The organism is Parahoeflea alexandrii, assembly GCF_024105735.1.
In the GTDB taxonomy this organism is placed as follows: domain Bacteria; phylum Pseudomonadota; class Alphaproteobacteria; order Rhizobiales; family Rhizobiaceae; genus Hoeflea; species Hoeflea alexandrii.
Window position 1 is genome coordinate 708,488 of record NZ_JAAAML010000003.1, and the last position, 16,862, is coordinate 725,349.

Genomic DNA, 16,862 nt, shown 5'->3' on the forward strand with positions numbered 1-16,862 from the left:
ATTCGTTGCCACCGGCCTCAGTACTGTTTACCTGTTCGGTCGGATTTGTACCCCAAGATTGCCTGTAAGCGCAGCGTCAGGACGCTCGTGTGGTCAGGCGCCATACATCCGGGCTTCTATGCCGGGATTGCGGGAAGGAAAGTGAAATGAGCAAGGTCAGCGGCAGCAACGGCGGCGATTCAAAGAACACCCTCTATTGCTCTTTCTGCGGCAAGAGCCAGCATGAAGTGCGCAAACTCATTGCCGGTCCCACTGTGTTCATCTGCGATGAATGCGTGGAATTGTGCATGGATATCATCCGCGAGGAAAACAAATCCTCGATGGTCAAATCCAGCGATGGTGTGCCGTCCCCGCAGGAAATCATCGCCACGCTCGACGAGTATGTGATTGGCCAGCACCAGGCCAAGAAAATCCTCTCGGTCGCGGTTCACAACCATTACAAGCGTCTCAACCACTCCTCCAAATCGGGTGAGGTGGAACTGGCGAAGTCCAACATCCTGCTGGTCGGGCCCACCGGTTGCGGCAAGACCTATCTTGCCCAGACGCTGGCCCGCATCATCGATGTGCCCTTCACAATGGCCGACGCCACCACTTTGACCGAGGCCGGTTATGTCGGTGAAGATGTCGAGAACATCATTCTCAAGCTGTTGCAGTCGGCTGATTACAACGTCGAACGCGCCCAGCGCGGCATCGTCTACATCGACGAGGTCGACAAGATCTCCCGCAAGTCGGACAACCCCTCCATCACCCGGGACGTGTCGGGCGAGGGTGTGCAGCAGGCGCTTCTGAAGATCATGGAAGGCACGGTTGCCTCGGTTCCGCCCCAGGGCGGCCGCAAGCACCCGCAGCAGGAATTCCTGCAGGTCGACACCACCAACATCCTGTTCGTCTGCGGTGGCGCATTCGCCGGTCTCGACAAGATCATCTCGGCACGTGGCGAGAAGACCTCGATCGGCTTCGGCGCCAATGTCCGCGCCCAGGACGAACGCCGTGTCGGCGAAGTGCTGCGCGAGCTCGAACCCGAGGATCTGGTGAAGTTCGGCCTGATCCCGGAGTTCATCGGCCGTCTGCCGGTGCTTGCCACGCTCGAGGATCTTGATGAGGCGGCGCTGATCCAGATCCTGACCGAACCGAAGAACGCGCTGGTCAAGCAGTACCAGCGTCTCTTCGAGATGGAAGAGGTGGAGCTGACCTTCCACGAAAGCGCTTTGCAGGAGATCGCCAAGCGCGGCATCATCCGCAAGACCGGCGCCCGTGGCCTGCGCTCGATCATGGAAAAGATCCTGCTCGACACCATGTTCGAACTGCCGGAACTTGAAGGTGTGCGCGAAGTCGTCATTTCCGACGATGTCGTCACCGGCAATGCCCGCCCGCTCTACATTTACGCGGAGCGTGATGGCGATGCCAAGGATTCGGCTTCCGCCTGATCTCTGCACCGCGCTTAAGCCGGATTGTTTCGATGCGGGCCCTTCGGGGCCCGTTTCCGTTGCCGATCGCCTGTTCAGGCGGCGCGGAAGGCTGAGCCTGGCCGCATTGAATCGCAATGAATCCGGTGGCTCCAGCTTCCCGCCACTTTCATTCTCTAATATCGTCACGAATCGGTGATGAAACACATCGCCAGAGCTGATCTGACTTGAAACCGGGGCGCCGGTTCTCCAATTAGACTGGAAAGGGTTTTCCCTTCCAAAGGACGCGAATGGCGGTTGCTGGATGAACCGGGGCCGCGTGCCGTGTTGCCACTCGGTCTGAACGGACCACGAAAGGAAATGACATGCCGGACAAAAATGTGAGTTCATCACACAGCCCTGAAGAGGCAGGTATCTATCCCGTCCTTCCCCTGCGCGACATCGTCGTGTTTCCACACATGATCGTGCCGCTGTTTGTCGGCCGCGAAAAGTCGATCCGCGCGCTTGAGGAAGTAATGGGTTCGGACAAGCAGATCATGCTTGCCACCCAGATCAATGCCAGCGATGACGACCCGGAGCCGTCGGGCATCTATGATATCGGCACAATCGCCAATGTGTTGCAGCTGCTCAAGCTTCCCGATGGCACCGTCAAGGTGCTCGTTGAAGGCCGCGCGCGCGCAGAGATTGTCGAATACACCGATCGTGAAGAGTATTACGAGGCCCGAGCCGTCGAGCTCGCCGAGCCCGAGGAAGACCCCGTCGAGATCGAGGCGCTGTCGCGCTCGGTGGTTTCCGAGTTTGAAAACTACGTCAAGCTCAACAAGAAGATCTCGCCTGAAGTTGTCGGCGCCGCCAGCCAGATCGATGATTATTCGAAGCTCGCCGACACTGTAGCCTCGCATCTGTCGATCAAGATCCCCGAAAAGCAGGACATGCTTTCGACCGTTTCGGTCAAGGGACGCCTCGAGAAGTCGCTCGGCTTCATGGAAGGCGAGATTTCGGTTCTGCAGGTGGAAAAGCGCATCCGCTCCCGCGTCAAGCGGCAGATGGAGAAGACTCAGCGCGAGTACTATCTCAACGAGCAGATGAAGGCGATCCAGAAGGAACTCGGCGACGGCGAGGACGGCCGCGACGAGATGGCCGAACTGGAAAGCCGCATCTCCAAGACCAAGCTGTCCAAGGAGGCCCGCGAAAAGGCGGACGCCGAGTTCAAGAAGCTCAAGCAGATGAGCCCGATGTCGGCGGAAGCCACCGTCGTGCGCAACTATCTCGACTGGCTTCTGGGACTGCCCTGGGGCAAGAAATCCCGCGTCAAGATCGATCTCAATGCTGCCGAGAAGGTGCTCGAGACCGATCACTACGGTCTGGAAAAGGTCAAGGAGCGGATCATCGAGTATCTCGCCGTCCAGGCCCGCTCGTCCAAGATCAAGGGCCCGATCCTTTGCCTTGTCGGACCTCCCGGCGTCGGGAAGACCTCGCTCGCCAAGTCGATCGCCAAGGCCACGGGCCGCGAATATGTGCGCATGGCGCTTGGTGGCGTTCGTGACGAGGCGGAAATCCGCGGTCACCGCCGCACCTATATCGGCTCGATGCCCGGCAAGGTCGTCCAGTCGATGAAAAAGGCCAAGAAGACCAACCCGCTGTTCCTTCTCGACGAGATCGACAAGATGGGTCAGGATTTCCGTGGCGATCCGTCCTCGGCTTTGCTCGAAGTGCTTGATCCGGAACAGAACTCGACCTTCATGGACCACTATCTCGAGGTTGAGTACGACCTGTCCAACGTGATGTTCATCACCACGGCCAACACGCTCAACATTCCGGCACCGCTGATGGACCGCATGGAAGTGATCCGTATTGCGGGCTACACCGAGGATGAAAAGCTCGAGATCGCCCGCCGGCACCTGCTGCCCAAGGCTGTGCGTGATCATGCGCTCAAGCCCGAGGAGTTCGAGGTCACCGATGAGGCGCTGCTTCAGGTCGTCCGGACCTATACCCGCGAAGCCGGCGTGCGCAATTTCGAGCGCGAACTCATGAAGCTGTCGCGCAAGGCGGTCACGGAGATCCTAAAGACCGGCCAAACCAAGGTATCGGTCGATGCGGACAACCTCTCCGACTATCTCGGCGTGCCGCGTTTCCGTTACGGCGAGGCCGAGTTCGACGATCAGGTCGGTGTGGTCACCGGGCTTGCGTGGACTGAAGTTGGCGGAGAGCTGCTGACAATCGAAGGCGTGATGATGCCCGGCAAGGGCAAGATGACCGTAACCGGCAACCTGCGCGATGTGATGAAGGAATCGATTTCGGCGGCGGCCTCCTATGTCCGCTCGCGTGCTGTCGATTTTGGCATCGAGCCGCCGATGTTCGACAAGCGCGACATCCACGTGCATGTGCCCGAGGGCGCAACGCCCAAGGATGGACCGTCCGCCGGCGTCGGCATGGCCACCGCGATCGTCTCGATCATGACCGGCATTCCGGTGCGCCGCGATGTTGCCATGACCGGTGAGATCACGCTGCGCGGCAGGGTCCTACCGATCGGCGGCCTCAAGGAAAAGCTGCTCGCGGCACTGCGCGGCGGTATCAAGACCGTGATGATTCCCGAGGACAATGCCAAGGATCTCCCCGAGATCCCCGACAATGTCAAAAACGGTCTCGAGATCATTCCGGTTGCCAAGATGGGCGATGTCCTGCGCCATGCACTGGTGCGGATGCCCGAGGCCATCACCTGGGATCCGGATGCAAAGCCGGAAACGCCGATTGCGGCGGAAGCCGGTGAAGAGGGCGGCGCAACCATCGCGCACTGATCTCCGGCAAGCGGAAAGCAGGAACTCACGGGCGGGAGAATGTCTCCCGTCCGTTTTCATTTGCACGTGGACCGGGTTGCATCTGGCTGTGCCGAAAGGGGACGCCGTGAGCACCCGCGTCGGCATTCCAGCCAGTTTCCGCTGCCGGACACACGGCAAAGTAACGTTTTCCCTGTGAAAAGCCTTTATAAAGCGCGGGTTTCCGGGGAGTTTGGTTGCACGGAACCGCGAGATGCGTAGGATCACCGCATCGAACGAAATGAGTCGACACAACGCCAGAAAGGGACGGAAATGAACAAGAATGAACTCGTGGCAGCTGTTGCCGAGAAGTCGGGCCTGAGCAAGGGTGACGCAACTTCTGCGGTTGAAGCGGTTTTCGAAACCATCACCGGTGAGCTGAAGAATGGCGGCGACGTCCGTCTGATCGGCTTCGGCAACTTTACGGTTTCGCGCCGCGAAGCGTCCAAGGGCCGTAACCCGCAGACCGGCAAGGAAGTCGACATTCCTGCCCGCAACGTGCCGAAGTTCTCGGCCGGCAAGGGTCTTAAGGACGCCTGCAACTAAGCCATTTCATGGTTCGAGTAACAGGAGCCCGGGCGGCGACGCCCGGGCTTTTTGCTGTCTGGCTACCTGTGCACGAACCTGCAGCCCGGCACGGTTCCACGGGGAATGCCGGTGTATGATCTAAGCCTGTTCAGCCGGTTGAATGGCAGAATCGACGGTGGGGAAAAATCAGATCGCTGCGATTGACATAAGAACAAAAATAGAACATAAATAAAACATAGAGCGAATTCAAAGGAGTTGATCATGACCGCATTCGCCCGTGATATTGCCGCTTTCGTTTCCATGTCCCTGTTTGTCGCCAGTTTTGCCGTTCTCGCGATGGCGTTTTGAAGCGATAGATTTTTCTCAGCCTGCAATCTTCTTTGCCTGCTGCAGCGCAGATGTGTCGGGGTGCCCGGCAGCCAATGTGAATAAGCTGTTCCCGCTCTGGACTTTGTGGTCCGGGTCCTCACAATTGGCTCCTGAGTCTTGTTCTCGTCGGCATGGTGCCGGTCGTGTCGGACGGACGGCAGAGGGCAGCCATGGCGCGGGAAAACAAGTCGGCGAAACTTCTCGCCAATCTGGCATCGGGAACAGATCAGGCACGGCAGCGCAGCGATCAGAAAGATGACCGCGACGCTGGCAGCTGGCCTGGCTTCGTGCATCTCAGGGTCCACTCGGCCTATTCGCTGCTCGAGGGTGCCCTGCCGATCAAGACGCTGATCAAGCGGGCGGTGGCTGACGATCAGCCGGCCTTGGCCATCACCGATACGAACAATCTTTTTGGCGCGCTCGAATTCTCGGTCAAGGCGATGGAAGCGGGCATCCAGCCGCTCATCGGCTGCCAGCTCGACATCGACATGGAGGATGTCCAGACAGGGGATCGCCGGTCCCATCGCGACCATCTTCAAAAGCCGCCATCCATCGTTCTTTATGCTGCAACACCGGTCGGCTATGACCGGCTGGTGGCCCTGGTCAGCCGCGCCTATCTCGGCGGAGACAGCAGCGAGCGTCCGCACATCATGCTGTCTTGGCTCGAGGAAGGCGCAGAGGGTCTGATCGCCCTGACCGGCGCTGCCGGGGGGCCTGTCGACAAGCCCATGCGCGACGGCCATACCGAGCAGGCGAGGGCGCGTCTCGATACGCTCAGGCGGGTTTTTGGCGACGGCCTCTATCTCGAACTCCAGCGCCAGTCCGGATATGACCGGGCTCATGAGGCAAAGATGATCGCGCTGGCCTACGAGGCCGAGGTGCCTCTGGTTGCCACAAATGAAGCGTTCTTTCCCGCGCCCGGTGATTTCGAGGCACATGACGCGTTGATGGCGGTGGCAAACAACGCTGTCATGTCGGATGACCGCCGTCCGCGTCTGAGCGTTGACAATTGTCTCAAGTCCCGCGCCGAGATGACCGCGTTGTTTGCCGACATCCCCGAGGCGCTTGAAAACACCATCGAAATCGCGCGGCGCTGCAGCGCCATTGTCGAGCGCCGCGCCCCGATCCTGCCGCGCTTCACCGGTGGCGGCGAAGAAGATCCGGAGGCAGCGCTGGCAGCCGAAGCGGCGGAATTGCGCCGCCAGTCGATCGAGGGGCTGGACCGGCGGCTCGAACGCATCGGGCTGGCCGAGGGCTACACCGAGGCAGATTATCGCGAGCGGCTCAAGACCGAACTCGACATCATCGAGAACATGAAGTTTCCGGGCTACTTCCTCATCGTTGCCGACTTCATCAAATGGGCCAAGGAGCAGGACATCCCGGTCGGGCCTGGCCGTGGTTCGGGCGCCGGCTCGCTGGTCGCCTATGCGCTCACCATCACCGATGTCGATCCCTTGCGGTTTTCGCTGCTGTTCGAGCGGTTCCTCAACCCCGCCCGCGTGTCGATGCCCGACTTCGACATCGATTTCTGCCAGGACCGCCGCGAAGAGGTGATCCGCTACGTCCAGCGCAAATATGGCCGCGAACAGGTTGGCCAGATCATCACCTTCGGTAGCCTGCAGGCACGTGCGGCGCTGCGCGACGTCGGCCGCGTCCTGGAAATGCCCTACGGGCTGGTCGACCGCATCTGCAAACTGGTACCCAACAACCCCGCCAACCCGACGCCGCTCAACAAGGCGATCGAGGAAGAACCGCGCTTTGCCGAGGAAATGGAGAAGGAGCCCGCGGTCGAACGCCTGCTCGATATTGCCCAGAAGCTCGAGGGGCTCTACCGTCACGCCTCCACTCATGCGGCAGGTATCGTGATCGGCGACCGGCCACTGTCCGAGCTGGTGCCGATGTACCGCGATCCGCGCTCGGACATGCCGGTCACCCAGTTCAACATGAAGTGGGTCGAGCAGGCCGGCCTGGTCAAGTTCGACTTTCTCGGTCTCAAGACGCTCACCGTGCTGAAGACGGCTGTTGGCTTCATCGCCAAGCGCAACATTGCTATCGATCTTGAAGCCCTGCCTCTGGATGACAAGCCGACCTACGAGATGCTCTCGCGCGGCGAGACGGTCGGTGTGTTCCAGGTGGAATCGGCGGGCATGCGCAAGGCGCTGATCGGCATGCGGCCCGACCGCATCGAGGACATCATCGCGCTGGTGGCGCTCTACCGCCCGGGCCCGATGGAGAACATCCCGGTATACAACGCCCGCAAGCATGGCGAGGAGGAGCTTGCCTCGATCCATCCCAAGATCGACGGACTTCTGGCGGAAACCCAAGGGGTGATCGTCTACCAGGAGCAGGTGATGCAGATCGCCCAGGTGCTGGCCGGCTACTCGCTTGGCGAAGCTGACCTGTTGCGCCGCGCCATGGGCAAGAAGATCAAGGAGGAAATGGACAAGCAGCGCGTCCGTTTCGTCGAAGGCGCGGTCGAGCGCGATGTCTCCAAGCCGCAGGCCGACATGATCTTCGATCTTCTGGCCAAGTTCGCGAACTACGGCTTCAACAAATCCCACGCCGCAGCCTACGGCATCGTCTCCTACCAGACCGCCTATCTCAAGGCGCATTATCCGGTCGAATTCCTCGCCGCCTCGATGACGCTCGACATGTCCAACACCGACAAGCTCGTCGATTTCCGCCAGGACGCCCGCCGGCTTGGCATCGAGGTGGTGCCGCCTTCGGTGCAGACCAGCTTCCGTCACTTCGAGACCGGCGAGAACAGGATCTACTACGCCCTGGCCGCCATCAAGGGCGTCGGCGACGCCGCGGTCGAGCACATTGTCGAGGTCCGCGGCGACACCCCTTTTGCCTCGCTCGAGGATTTCTGCACCCGCATCGATCCGCGCCAGGTCAACCGCCGGGTGCTTGAAAGCCTGATTGCCGCCGGCGCATTCGACTGTTTCGGTCATGACCGCGCCATTCTGAGCGGCGGGCTCGATCGCATTCTGGGCTTTGCCCAGCGCGCCCAGGAAAACCGCATCAGCGGCCAGAGCGACATGTTCGGCATCGGTGGCGGCGCGGCCGAAGCCGAGACAATCCAGTTGCCCGCCGCCACCCCCTGGCTGGCGGCCGAGAAGCTGCACCGCGAATACCAGGCGCTGGGCTTTTATCTTTCAGCCCATCCGCTTGATTCCTATAATGATCTTCTCGCCAAGATGCGGGTCCAGACCTGGGCTGACTTCTCGCTGGCTGTGAAGGCCGGAGCCACCGCCGGGCGTCTGGCCGGCACCGTGACCAGCAAGCAGGAACGCAAGACCCGCACCGGCAACAAGATGGGTATCGTCGCCTTTTCCGACAGTTCCGGCCAGTATGAGGCGGTGCTGTTTTCCGAGGGCCTTGCCCTCTACCGTGAACTGCTCGAGCCCGGCAAGTCGATCGTCATTACCGTAAACGCGGAGGAACGGCCCGAGGGTATCGGGCTGCGCATCCAGACCGCCGACTCGCTCGAAGATCGTGCCGCGCGCGGACAGTCGGCGCTCCGGGTCTACATGCGTGATGCCCGGCCGCTCAATTCGGTCTCGACCCATCTCAAGTCGCGCGGCGAGGGCCAGGTGTCCTTCGTCATGATCAAGGATGACGGCCGCCGGGAGATCGAGGTCACTCTGCCGGACCGCTACAAGATCTCGCCGCAACTGGCCTCTGCGCTCAAGGCGGCGCCGGGCGTTCTGGATGTGGAACTGGTCTAGTCTTCGTCCGCCTGCCGCGTCTTGCGCGACGTGCCGAAGGTGTAGCCGGTCTCGACGATGTTGCGCCCGAACTTCTGACGCACCTTGTCGATGGCGCTTTCCGCCACCGCGCGCCGTGCTGCCGCCGGATCGACCAGGTCGGGCGGGTCGGCCCGTTCGGCTCCCGTAAGGTCCGACACCCCGATGCCGATCAGCCGGAACCGATCCTCGCCCAGCTCGCGTTCCAGCAGATGCAGCCCGGTGCGGAAGATCCGGTCGGCGAGCACGGTCGGGTCTTCGAGTTTGAAATTCCGCGTCCGGCTCTTGAAGTCCGAGGTCTTGAGCTTGAGCACCACGGTTTGTCCGGCCACGCCCGATGCCTTGAGGCGCGCGGATACCTTTTCCGAAAGTCGCCGGAGCACCGGGACGAGATCCTTGGCTTGCGACAGGTCTGAATTGAAGGTGGTTTCCGCAGACACGCTTTTCGCCCCCTCGTTGGCGTGGACAGTCCGGTCGTCCTCGCCGCGCGCAAGGTGATAGAGCCGCTTGCCCATTACGCCGTAGCGGCGCATTAGGGCGGTTTCCTCCATTGTCTGCAACTGCCCGATGGTGCGGATGCCGTCGCGCTCCAGCGTGGCCGCGAAGGCCTTGCCGACGCCCCAGATCAGCGACACGGGTCTGGGCGCCAGGAACGACAGCGCCTCCTGCTTGCCGATCACCGAGAAGCCGCGCGGCTTGTCGAGATCCGAAGCGACCTTGGCGAGGAACTTGCAGTAGGACAGACCGACCGAAAGGGTGATTCCGATCTCGGCCTCGACCCGGGCCGCAAAGCGCGCCAGAGTGCGGGCAGGGGTGTCCTTGTGCAGTCTCTCTGTACCCGCCAGGTCCAGGAACGCCTCGTCGATCGAGATCGGCTGCACCAGCGGCGTCAGCTCCTCCATCATCCGCCGGACCTCTCGCCCGACCCGGACATATTTTTCCATGTCGGGCTTGATGACGATCGCGTCGGGGCAGGCGTCAAGCGCCTTGAACATCGGCATCGCCGAGCGCACGCCGTGAATGCGCGCAATATAGCAGCAGGTCGAGACCACACCCCGCTTGCCGCCGCCGATGATCACCGGCTTGTCGGCGAGGTCCGGATTGTCGCGCTTTTCCACCGTTGCGTAGAACGCATCGCAGTCCATGTGCGCCAGCGTCAGTTCATTGATTTCCGGATGCCGGATAATCCGCGGGCTTCCACAGGCGTGGCAGCGCTTTGCCTCGTTGCGCGCTGGCGTGAGGCAATCGCGGCAGAAGCCCGGAACCGGATCTGAAAGCTGCGGTGTTTGAATCATGGATTTGCAAATGGGAACAAAGGTTGAACATCTGCAGATTACGCAATAACCTTCAGACTCACAAGTCTGACCAATCCGCCGGAGATCAAACAGCGTGACCCTCGAAATCCGTCCTGTTACAGCCGATCTTTGGCCATTGCTCGAAACCCTGTTCGGGCCGCAAGGTGCCTGCTATGGCTGCTGGTGCAGCTATTTCCGGCTGGAGCCGAGACTGCGGGATGCCTTGAGCAGGGATGAGAAGAAACAGTTGCTCGAGCAGGCCACGCAGGAAGCTTTGCCGCCCGGGCTGATCGCGTTGGATGCAGGTGTACCCGTGGGCTGGGTGCAGGTGACGCCGCGCGCTCACGTGCCGCGCTGGAACACTGTGCGCACGGTCTCCCGGCCGCTGGACGGGGACGATCCATCCGACTCGGGTCTTTGGGCGATCTCGTGCTTTTTCATCCAGTCAAAGCGGCGCGGAGAGGGGATCAGCCGTGCCTTGCTGGATGCGGCGGTCACCCACGCCCGGCACAATGGCGCCCGCATCGTTGAGGCCTGCCCCATCGAAAAGGCCAAGCATTCCAGGTCGGTCGGCCTGTTCGTCGGTTCGGTCTCCGTGTTCGCGCAGGCCGGTTTCGAGCCGGTTGCCGAACGGAAGCCGGGACGGCCGCTGATGCGCAAAGTTCTTGCGTGATCGCCCGGTCTCTTCCTGCTGCGGGCCAGCCGCGACGCCGCCGCTCAGCGGCCGTCGAAATGGGTCTTGATGATGTCTTCGGCATGCGGCCAGTCGCACGCGATGTCCACACCGTCGCCCGGGTGCGGCGCCAGCGCGCGGAACGTGTCATTGGCCATCAGGTTGACCAGCAGTGTATCGGGTACATGTTTGCGCACCGACTGCAGATTGACGAAGATGTCGTCGATGAACACCACCGGGTGCTGCCGTTCCCCGTGCAGCGCCAGGACCGCGGGCCCCTTAGGCTGTTCCGTCGCGATCATCGGGTAATCAAAGCCATGCCGCGAGAGCAGTCTTCTGCGAACCTCGCGGTGGCGTGGCGGCATGGCGGTGAGGAACACGACATCGGCCCGCACGGAAAGCCGCGCCAGGCTGTCGGCTGCTTCTTTGACCGGCGTTTGCCAATTGTCCTGGGCTTCGAAGAAAGCCTCCAGCATCTCGCTCACGGTCTCGCCCGGCGTCTCGCTGCCGTCGGCGCGGTTGAAGACATTTCCGTGCAGGCGGAAAGACGTGGCGCGCAGCTCGTGGCCATTGTGGTCGAGATAGGCCATAAACGGACTGACAAATTCCAGCACGACTTCATCGATGTCGCAGACGATCAAAGGCCGCTCGCCCAGGTGCAGATCGTCATGTTCGGCGTCAGGGATCAACATGGTCATGCCTCGCTCGCGCCGCCCAGCGCATGGAATGCCCACGAGATGGTTTCGGGCTTGGTGCCCGTTGACGCGCAGAAATCCAGCAGCGTCGGTTCATGGCTCATCAGGAAACCGAGAACACCGGCAAGAAACCCCGGTTCTTTGGCTGCCTCGCGAAGGCTGGAGGCCTCAAGCCCGGTCAGGGCCAGGAAACGGCCCATCAGCTCAGGCTCGCCCGCAAGCCAGACAAGCACCGCAATTGCCGTTTCTTCTGCATCCGCCATCGCTGCCTTGTCCTTCCGGAGTCTCATGCACGGTATTCGAAATGACCGATTACCACTTTTTCAACCTAATGGAACTAAGGTGGCGTTGTTGACCGGGTCCGCAAAGCACGTTTTCCGGGGACAAGGCCAGCTCAAAGCCGGTGAAATCCGCCGCTGGCGGCCGGCAACGACGGGATCCGGCAGGCCGGTGGCCAGCCTGGATCGGGAATGGGATCGGATATGACAAAGCAGGTTATGATTGTTGAGGACAATGAACTCAACATGAAACTCTTCCGGGATCTGATCGAAGCGTCAGGTTACAAGACGATCCAGACCCGCAATGGTCTGGAAGCCATGGACCTTGCCCGCAAGCACCGTCCCGACCTGATCCTGATGGACATCCAGCTACCCGAGGTTTCCGGTCTCGAAGTCACCAAATGGCTCAAGCAGGATGATGATCTGCATGTGATCCCGATCATTGCTGTCACAGCCTTTGCGATGAAGGGCGATGAGGAGCGCATCCGCCAGGGTGGATGCGAAGCCTACATCTCCAAGCCGATCTCCGTGCCGAAATTCATCGAGACGATCAAGACCTATCTCGGTGACGCGTGAGGGTGGAGAGCTGACATGACCGCGCGCATCCTGGTGGTTGACGACATACCGGCCAATGTGAAGCTCCTCGAAGCAAGGCTTCTGGCCGAGTATTTCGAGGTGTTGACCGCCGCAGATGGTATGACCGCGCTGTCGATCTGCGATCAGACCCCCGTCGATCTCATCCTGCTCGATATCATGATGCCCGGCATCGACGGCTTCGAGGTCTGTGAACGGCTCAAGACCAACCCCAGGACCGCACACATTCCCGTCGTCATGGTCACCGCGCTGGATCAGCCGGCGGATCGCGTCCGCGGCCTCAAGGCCGGGGCCGATGATTTCCTGACAAAGCCGGTCAATGATCTGCAGTTGATGACAAGGGTCAAGAGCCTGATCCGTTTCAAGGCACTGAGCGACGAGTTGCGGTTGCGTGCAGAGACCGCGCGCGGCATAGGCCTGGAAACCCTGCTGGCACCCCATCAGGGCCAGCTCGAGGAACCCGGCATGGTGCTGTTGGTCGAGAGCCGCGCCAATACCCAGGACCGCATGTCGAGGGCGCTGGCGGGCATCGCGGACATCACCGCCATCGGAGATCCGCAGGCGGCTCTCTTCGAGGCTGCCGACAAGCCCTATGAGCTGGTGATCGTCTCGTCGTCGCTGGAAGATTATGACCCGCTGCGTCTTTGCTCGCAGCTGCGCTCCCTTGAACGGACCCGCTTCATCCCGATGCTGGTGGTGGCCGAACAGGGCGAGGAGGATCTGGTGATCCGGGCGCTCGAGCTTGGCGTTAATGATTACCTTCTGCGTCCGCTCGATCCGAATGAACTGGTGGCCCGCAGCGTCACCCAGATCCGCCGCAAGCGCTATTCAGACCGGCTCCGGGCCAGCCTATCGGAATCTGTTGAGTTTGCCGTCACCGACGCTCTGACCGGGCTCAACAACCGCCGCTACCTCGACACCCATCTGGCGACGCTGGTGGATCGTTCCAACCGTCGCGGACGGCCGCTGTCGGTGCTGATCACCGATATCGACCACTTCAAGTCGATCAACGACACCCACGGTCACGAAGGCGGTGATGATGTGCTGCGCGAATTTTCCAAGCGCATCCGCGGTGCCGTGCGCGGCGCTGATCTTGCCTGCCGCTACGGTGGGGAAGAGTTTGTGGTAGTGATGCCTGATACCACTTCCGAGATCGCCGCCCAGGTGGCCGAGCGGCTGCGTGACGCGGTGGCGGGCGCTCCGTTCAGGATCTCTGCCTCGGGCGCGGCGGCTGCTGTCACGACTTCCGTGGGTATTGCCACGCTGGAAGTTGATGGCGAGGGCGCCGACTCACTGTTGCGGCGCGCCGACAAGGCGCTCTACCAGGCAAAAAACAATGGCCGCAATCAGGTTGTTGGACAGGCTGCCTGACAATTTACAAGTGTTCATCTGGAAGTTGTTGCGAACCATCCCAGTTCGTCAGCATAGTTTTTGATTGTTCATGCCTGGGCGGAAATTTCGTTAAAATTGTTTCTATTATTAACCAATATAGAAAAGATGCTCGAGGCATTCTTAACAAACTATTGATTTTTTACCGGATTGATACAAATATTACGGCACATGATGCGTTTTGGGACTGCCGGGTTGGCATTCTGCGACAGCATAGGTTTTGAATACCCCATGATGTTCAGGTCCGCCGCATCTCCTGGGTCGTGGGGTGGCCGATCGGGATCAAGTGCACAGTGGCATCCTCGTTCCACGCCTTTTTTCCGGTCGGCCCTCGACACGAAAAAACCCGCTTCCGAAAGGAAGCGGGTTTTTTTGTCTGCCGTCGTCGTCCCCGGCCAATCTGGCCGGAAAGCCTGATTACTTGATCTTAGCTTCCTTGAACTCGACGTGCTTCTTGGCAATCGGGTCATACTTGGTCTTCACCATCTTGTCGGTGAAGGTACGGCTGTTCTTCTTGGTCACGTAGAAAAAGCCGGTGTCTGCGGTCGACAGGAGCTTGATCTTGATTGTGGTCGCCTTGGCCATGGTGTTTTGCCTTCTTCAAAAATGAAGCCGCGGACAGCGCTCAAGGCTCCACGGCGAAACTTGCGCGGAAACTACAAAAGCCGCAGGGAAAGTCAAGTCCGTTTTGGACGCAGCACGATACGAAACAGCGTCAGCGCCACATAAAGCGCGAAAAAGAACGCAAGTGCCCAGGCGAAACCGTGATTGCCGGCCACATCCATCGAGACCCCGATGGTTTGCGGGCCCACCAGCATCCCCAGAGCGTAGCAGAAAACGAATGCTGCATTGGCTGCCGCGAGATCCGAACCATGCAGCTTGTCGCCCAGATGCGCCAGCCCGACGGTGTAAAGCCCTGCAACACTTCCACCCCAGAACAGCAGGATGACCGCAGTTAGCAGCCAGTCGTGGATCAGGAAGGGCAGGGCCAGCGATCCCGCCAGTCCGATGAAGGCAAAAAGAGACAAGAGCGGGCGCCGGTCCTTCATTCGATCGGCAATCAGGCCTATCGGGATCTGGAACAGAACATTCCCCAGCCCCATCATCATCAAAAGCAGGGCACCCTGTGATTCGGTGAAACCCGTCCGGTTGGCATAGACCGGGAACAGCGAGAGCCCGCCCGATTCCACTGCCCCGAAGATGAAGACAGCGGCAGTGGCGGTGGGCACAAGGAACACATAACGCAGGAACGGAAGGTCGGGCGGCGTGTCTATCGCCGGGTTTTCCTTGCGCGCCATGATGATCGGGACGGCCGCCAGAAGAATGATGCCCGCGCCGATGAGGAAAGGCAGGATTCCATCCGAACCGATCACCGAGAAGATCAGCGGCCCGGCGGCAAATCCCAGCGACAGAACCGTGGCGTAGATGCCGAGTACCAGCCCGCGCCGCTTCGGCGGAGCGGCGGTGTTGATCCAGAACTCAGAAAGCACGAACAGGATCGTGATCGCGCCGTGGAACACGATGCGCAGTGGAAACCACATCCACAGCGCTTCGGCATAATAAAAGCCCAGCGCGCTCACCGACGCCGCGATAATGGAAAGCACCATCGTGGTGACAACGGAAAGCCGCTGCGCGATCATCGTCGAAAGCGGGGCGGCAACCATGGCCGCAACCCCGGCCATGGCCGAGTTCAAGCCGATCATGGAAGAGGATACACCGCGCTTTTCAAGGATGATCGAGAGCAGCGGCAACCCGAGGCCGATGGCGATTCCCACCGCCGTGATCGCCGAAACCGCAGCAATCAGGGCCGGCCAATGGATCTCCTCGCGGATCACTGGAATGCGGAGAGATGAATTGTCCATTTGGGGTCGCCTAAATCAATTCGCGAACGAATCGTCCGTTGCGGGAGTAGTAGAACGGAACCGCTTTGCCAAATGGTAAAGAGGGGTCTTGCGCGAGCGCCTGCTCGAGATCAGAGAGAATCACCCTGGTAATGCGCGGAAGCGGATGGCTTTCGTGATCATCGATCGGCAGCCATGTCAGGTCGTGCAGCTCGTTGCTGTCGCGGATATCGGCCGGATCAACCCCGACCTCGTCACAGAAACAGGCGAAGAAGCGGGTGTCGAACCTGCGGGCCTGGCCCGGAGGCGTGATCGCCCGGGCGAGAAAGCGGAACTGCGAGACATCCGGGCACAGCGATCCGGCGTGCTCCACGGGCGTCAGCGACAAATGCGCTTCCTCCATCATCTCCCGCGCGGCTGCGACGGCGAGGCCGCGCGCGGCGGGATCGCCAAACCGCGACTGGGTGCGCACCAGCAACTTGTCGAACACTTCATCGCGCAAGGGGCGCGCCAGCCGCACCCGGTTGTCGCCCGGATCACGCCGCCCGCCCGGAAACACGTAGAGATCGGGCATGAAGGCGTGCGCCTTGCCCCGCTTTCCAAGTAGCGCGCGCGGAACCTTGCCGCTGCGGTCCATCAGGATCAGCGAAGCAGCGTCGCGCGGGCTTCGCGTCGGATGCCGCTTTTCGCTGGTCCGTGACAGATGGTCCTCGGTCAGGAGTGCAGTGGTAGCGGCAGCACTGTCGCTCATCGCGCATCCTCATGGGCGGGTGCGGCGAGCATCGGCTCTTCCGACTCGCCGCCAAACCCATGCATACGCAGCGCCCATTGCAGTCCGATAACCGCGCCCTTGATGGATGGCAGCATGGCCAGTGTCAGGATCACCGTGATCGGGATCCAGATCATCAGATGCTGCCAGCTTTCAAGCACCAGCCAGGTGTCGGTTGCCATGAAGCCGGCAACAACGATGTGCCCGACGATGAAGATCGCCAGATAGGCGGGGAAATCATCGGCCCGGTGATGAGCCATTTCCTCGGCGCAGTCGGGGCAGGCGTCGACCGGCTTGAGGTAGGACTTGAAGAGCTTGCCTTCACCGCAGTTCGGGCAACGCCCCAGCAGGCCGCGCTTGATCGCGCGCCCGGTGTTGCGGGGGGCTTCCTGATGGGTGTCGTGGGCTGTCTTGCCGCCAAATTCCAGCATCTTGTCTCTCCTGCTTCCGACAGCGCGTC

At 60.9% G+C, this 16,862-nt stretch carries 14 protein-coding genes; 7 read left to right on the plus strand and 7 right to left on the minus strand.

Going from position 1 to position 16,862, the window contains the following annotated elements; all coding sequences use genetic code 11:
* Positions 1–146: 146 nt before the first annotated feature.
* The 4 genes from clpX to dnaE all read left to right on the plus strand — a co-directional run bounded on the left by clpX (position 147) and on the right by dnaE (position 8,850).
* The gene (gene clpX, locus GTW23_RS18430; RefSeq protein WP_152009164.1) at positions 147–1,427 is read left to right on the plus strand and encodes an ATP-dependent Clp protease ATP-binding subunit ClpX; all 1,281 of its coding nucleotides are present in this window, start codon (positions 147–149) and stop codon (positions 1,425–1,427) included.
* Positions 1,428–1,771: 344 nt separating this feature from the next.
* A complete protein-coding gene (gene lon / locus GTW23_RS18435) occupies positions 1,772–4,204 on the plus strand; it encodes an endopeptidase La (protein WP_152009163.1) in 2,433 nt (810 codons plus the stop codon).
* A gap of 249 nt (positions 4,205–4,453) precedes the next feature.
* The gene (gene hupB, locus GTW23_RS18440) at positions 4,454–4,768 is read left to right on the plus strand and encodes a DNA-binding protein HupB (protein WP_267662127.1); all 315 of its coding nucleotides are present in this window, start codon (positions 4,454–4,456) and stop codon (positions 4,766–4,768) included.
* Between the two features lie 521 nt (positions 4,769–5,289).
* Positions 5,290–8,850, plus strand: coding sequence for a DNA polymerase III subunit alpha (gene dnaE / locus GTW23_RS18445; RefSeq protein ID WP_152009161.1), 3,561 nt, complete (start codon positions 5,290–5,292; stop codon positions 8,848–8,850).
* Here dnaE and GTW23_RS18450 read toward each other — a convergent pair.
* Complete coding sequence (locus tag GTW23_RS18450; protein ID WP_252916859.1) at positions 8,847–10,163, minus strand: DNA polymerase IV; 1,317 nt, start codon at positions 10,161–10,163, stop codon at positions 8,847–8,849. The genes dnaE and GTW23_RS18450 overlap by 4 nt on opposite strands.
* 94 nt (positions 10,164–10,257) lie before the next feature.
* Here GTW23_RS18450 and GTW23_RS18455 point away from each other — a divergent pair, with 94 nt between their 5' ends.
* Positions 10,258–10,836: a GNAT family N-acetyltransferase gene (locus tag GTW23_RS18455; RefSeq protein ID WP_252916860.1), complete on the plus strand. Its 579-nt coding sequence runs from the start codon at positions 10,258–10,260 to the stop codon at positions 10,834–10,836.
* A gap of 44 nt (positions 10,837–10,880) precedes the next feature.
* Here the strand turns inward: GTW23_RS18455 and GTW23_RS18460 are convergent, their stop codons facing one another.
* Both GTW23_RS18460 and GTW23_RS18465 read right to left on the minus strand, forming a co-directional pair.
* Positions 10,881–11,534, minus strand: coding sequence for a hypothetical protein (locus GTW23_RS18460; protein ID WP_152009158.1), 654 nt, complete (start codon positions 11,532–11,534; stop codon positions 10,881–10,883).
* Positions 11,531–11,821, minus strand: a complete 291-nt coding sequence (locus GTW23_RS18465) for a DUF3572 domain-containing protein (protein WP_244615180.1) — start codon at positions 11,819–11,821, stop codon at positions 11,531–11,533. Before GTW23_RS18465 ends, GTW23_RS18460 begins: the two co-directional genes overlap by 4 nt.
* Positions 11,822–12,013: 192 nt before the next feature.
* Here GTW23_RS18465 and GTW23_RS18470 point away from each other — a divergent pair, with 192 nt between their 5' ends.
* Both GTW23_RS18470 and GTW23_RS18475 read left to right on the plus strand, forming a co-directional pair.
* Entirely contained in the window at positions 12,014–12,385 is a 372-nt protein-coding gene (locus GTW23_RS18470) for a response regulator (RefSeq protein ID WP_152009157.1), read from the plus strand.
* Positions 12,386–12,400: 15 nt separating this feature from the next.
* Positions 12,401–13,774: a PleD family two-component system response regulator gene (locus GTW23_RS18475; protein WP_152009156.1), complete on the plus strand. Its 1,374-nt coding sequence runs from the start codon at positions 12,401–12,403 to the stop codon at positions 13,772–13,774.
* Positions 13,775–14,209: 435 nt separating this feature from the next.
* Here GTW23_RS18475 and rpmG read toward each other — a convergent pair whose 3' ends face one another.
* The 4 genes from rpmG to GTW23_RS18495 all read right to left on the minus strand — a co-directional run bounded on the left by rpmG (position 14,210) and on the right by GTW23_RS18495 (position 16,833).
* Positions 14,210–14,377 carry a 50S ribosomal protein L33 gene (gene rpmG / locus GTW23_RS18480; RefSeq protein WP_007197024.1) on the minus strand — a complete coding sequence of 56 codons (168 nt, stop codon included), beginning with the start codon at positions 14,375–14,377 and terminating at the stop codon, positions 14,210–14,212.
* A 92-nt stretch (positions 14,378–14,469) separates the two neighbouring features.
* Positions 14,470–15,654, minus strand: a complete 1,185-nt coding sequence (locus GTW23_RS18485) for an MFS transporter (protein WP_252916861.1) — start codon at positions 15,652–15,654, stop codon at positions 14,470–14,472.
* 10 nt (positions 15,655–15,664) lie between these two features.
* On the minus strand, positions 15,665–16,384 hold the full coding sequence (locus tag GTW23_RS18490; protein ID WP_193217275.1) for an NUDIX hydrolase: 720 nt from the start codon (positions 16,382–16,384) through the stop codon (positions 15,665–15,667).
* Positions 16,381–16,833 carry a DUF983 domain-containing protein gene (locus GTW23_RS18495; protein WP_252916862.1) on the minus strand — a complete coding sequence of 151 codons (453 nt, stop codon included), beginning with the start codon at positions 16,831–16,833 and terminating at the stop codon, positions 16,381–16,383. The genes GTW23_RS18490 and GTW23_RS18495 overlap by 4 nt, the downstream gene beginning before the upstream one ends.
* Between the last annotated feature and the right edge of the window lie 29 nt (positions 16,834–16,862).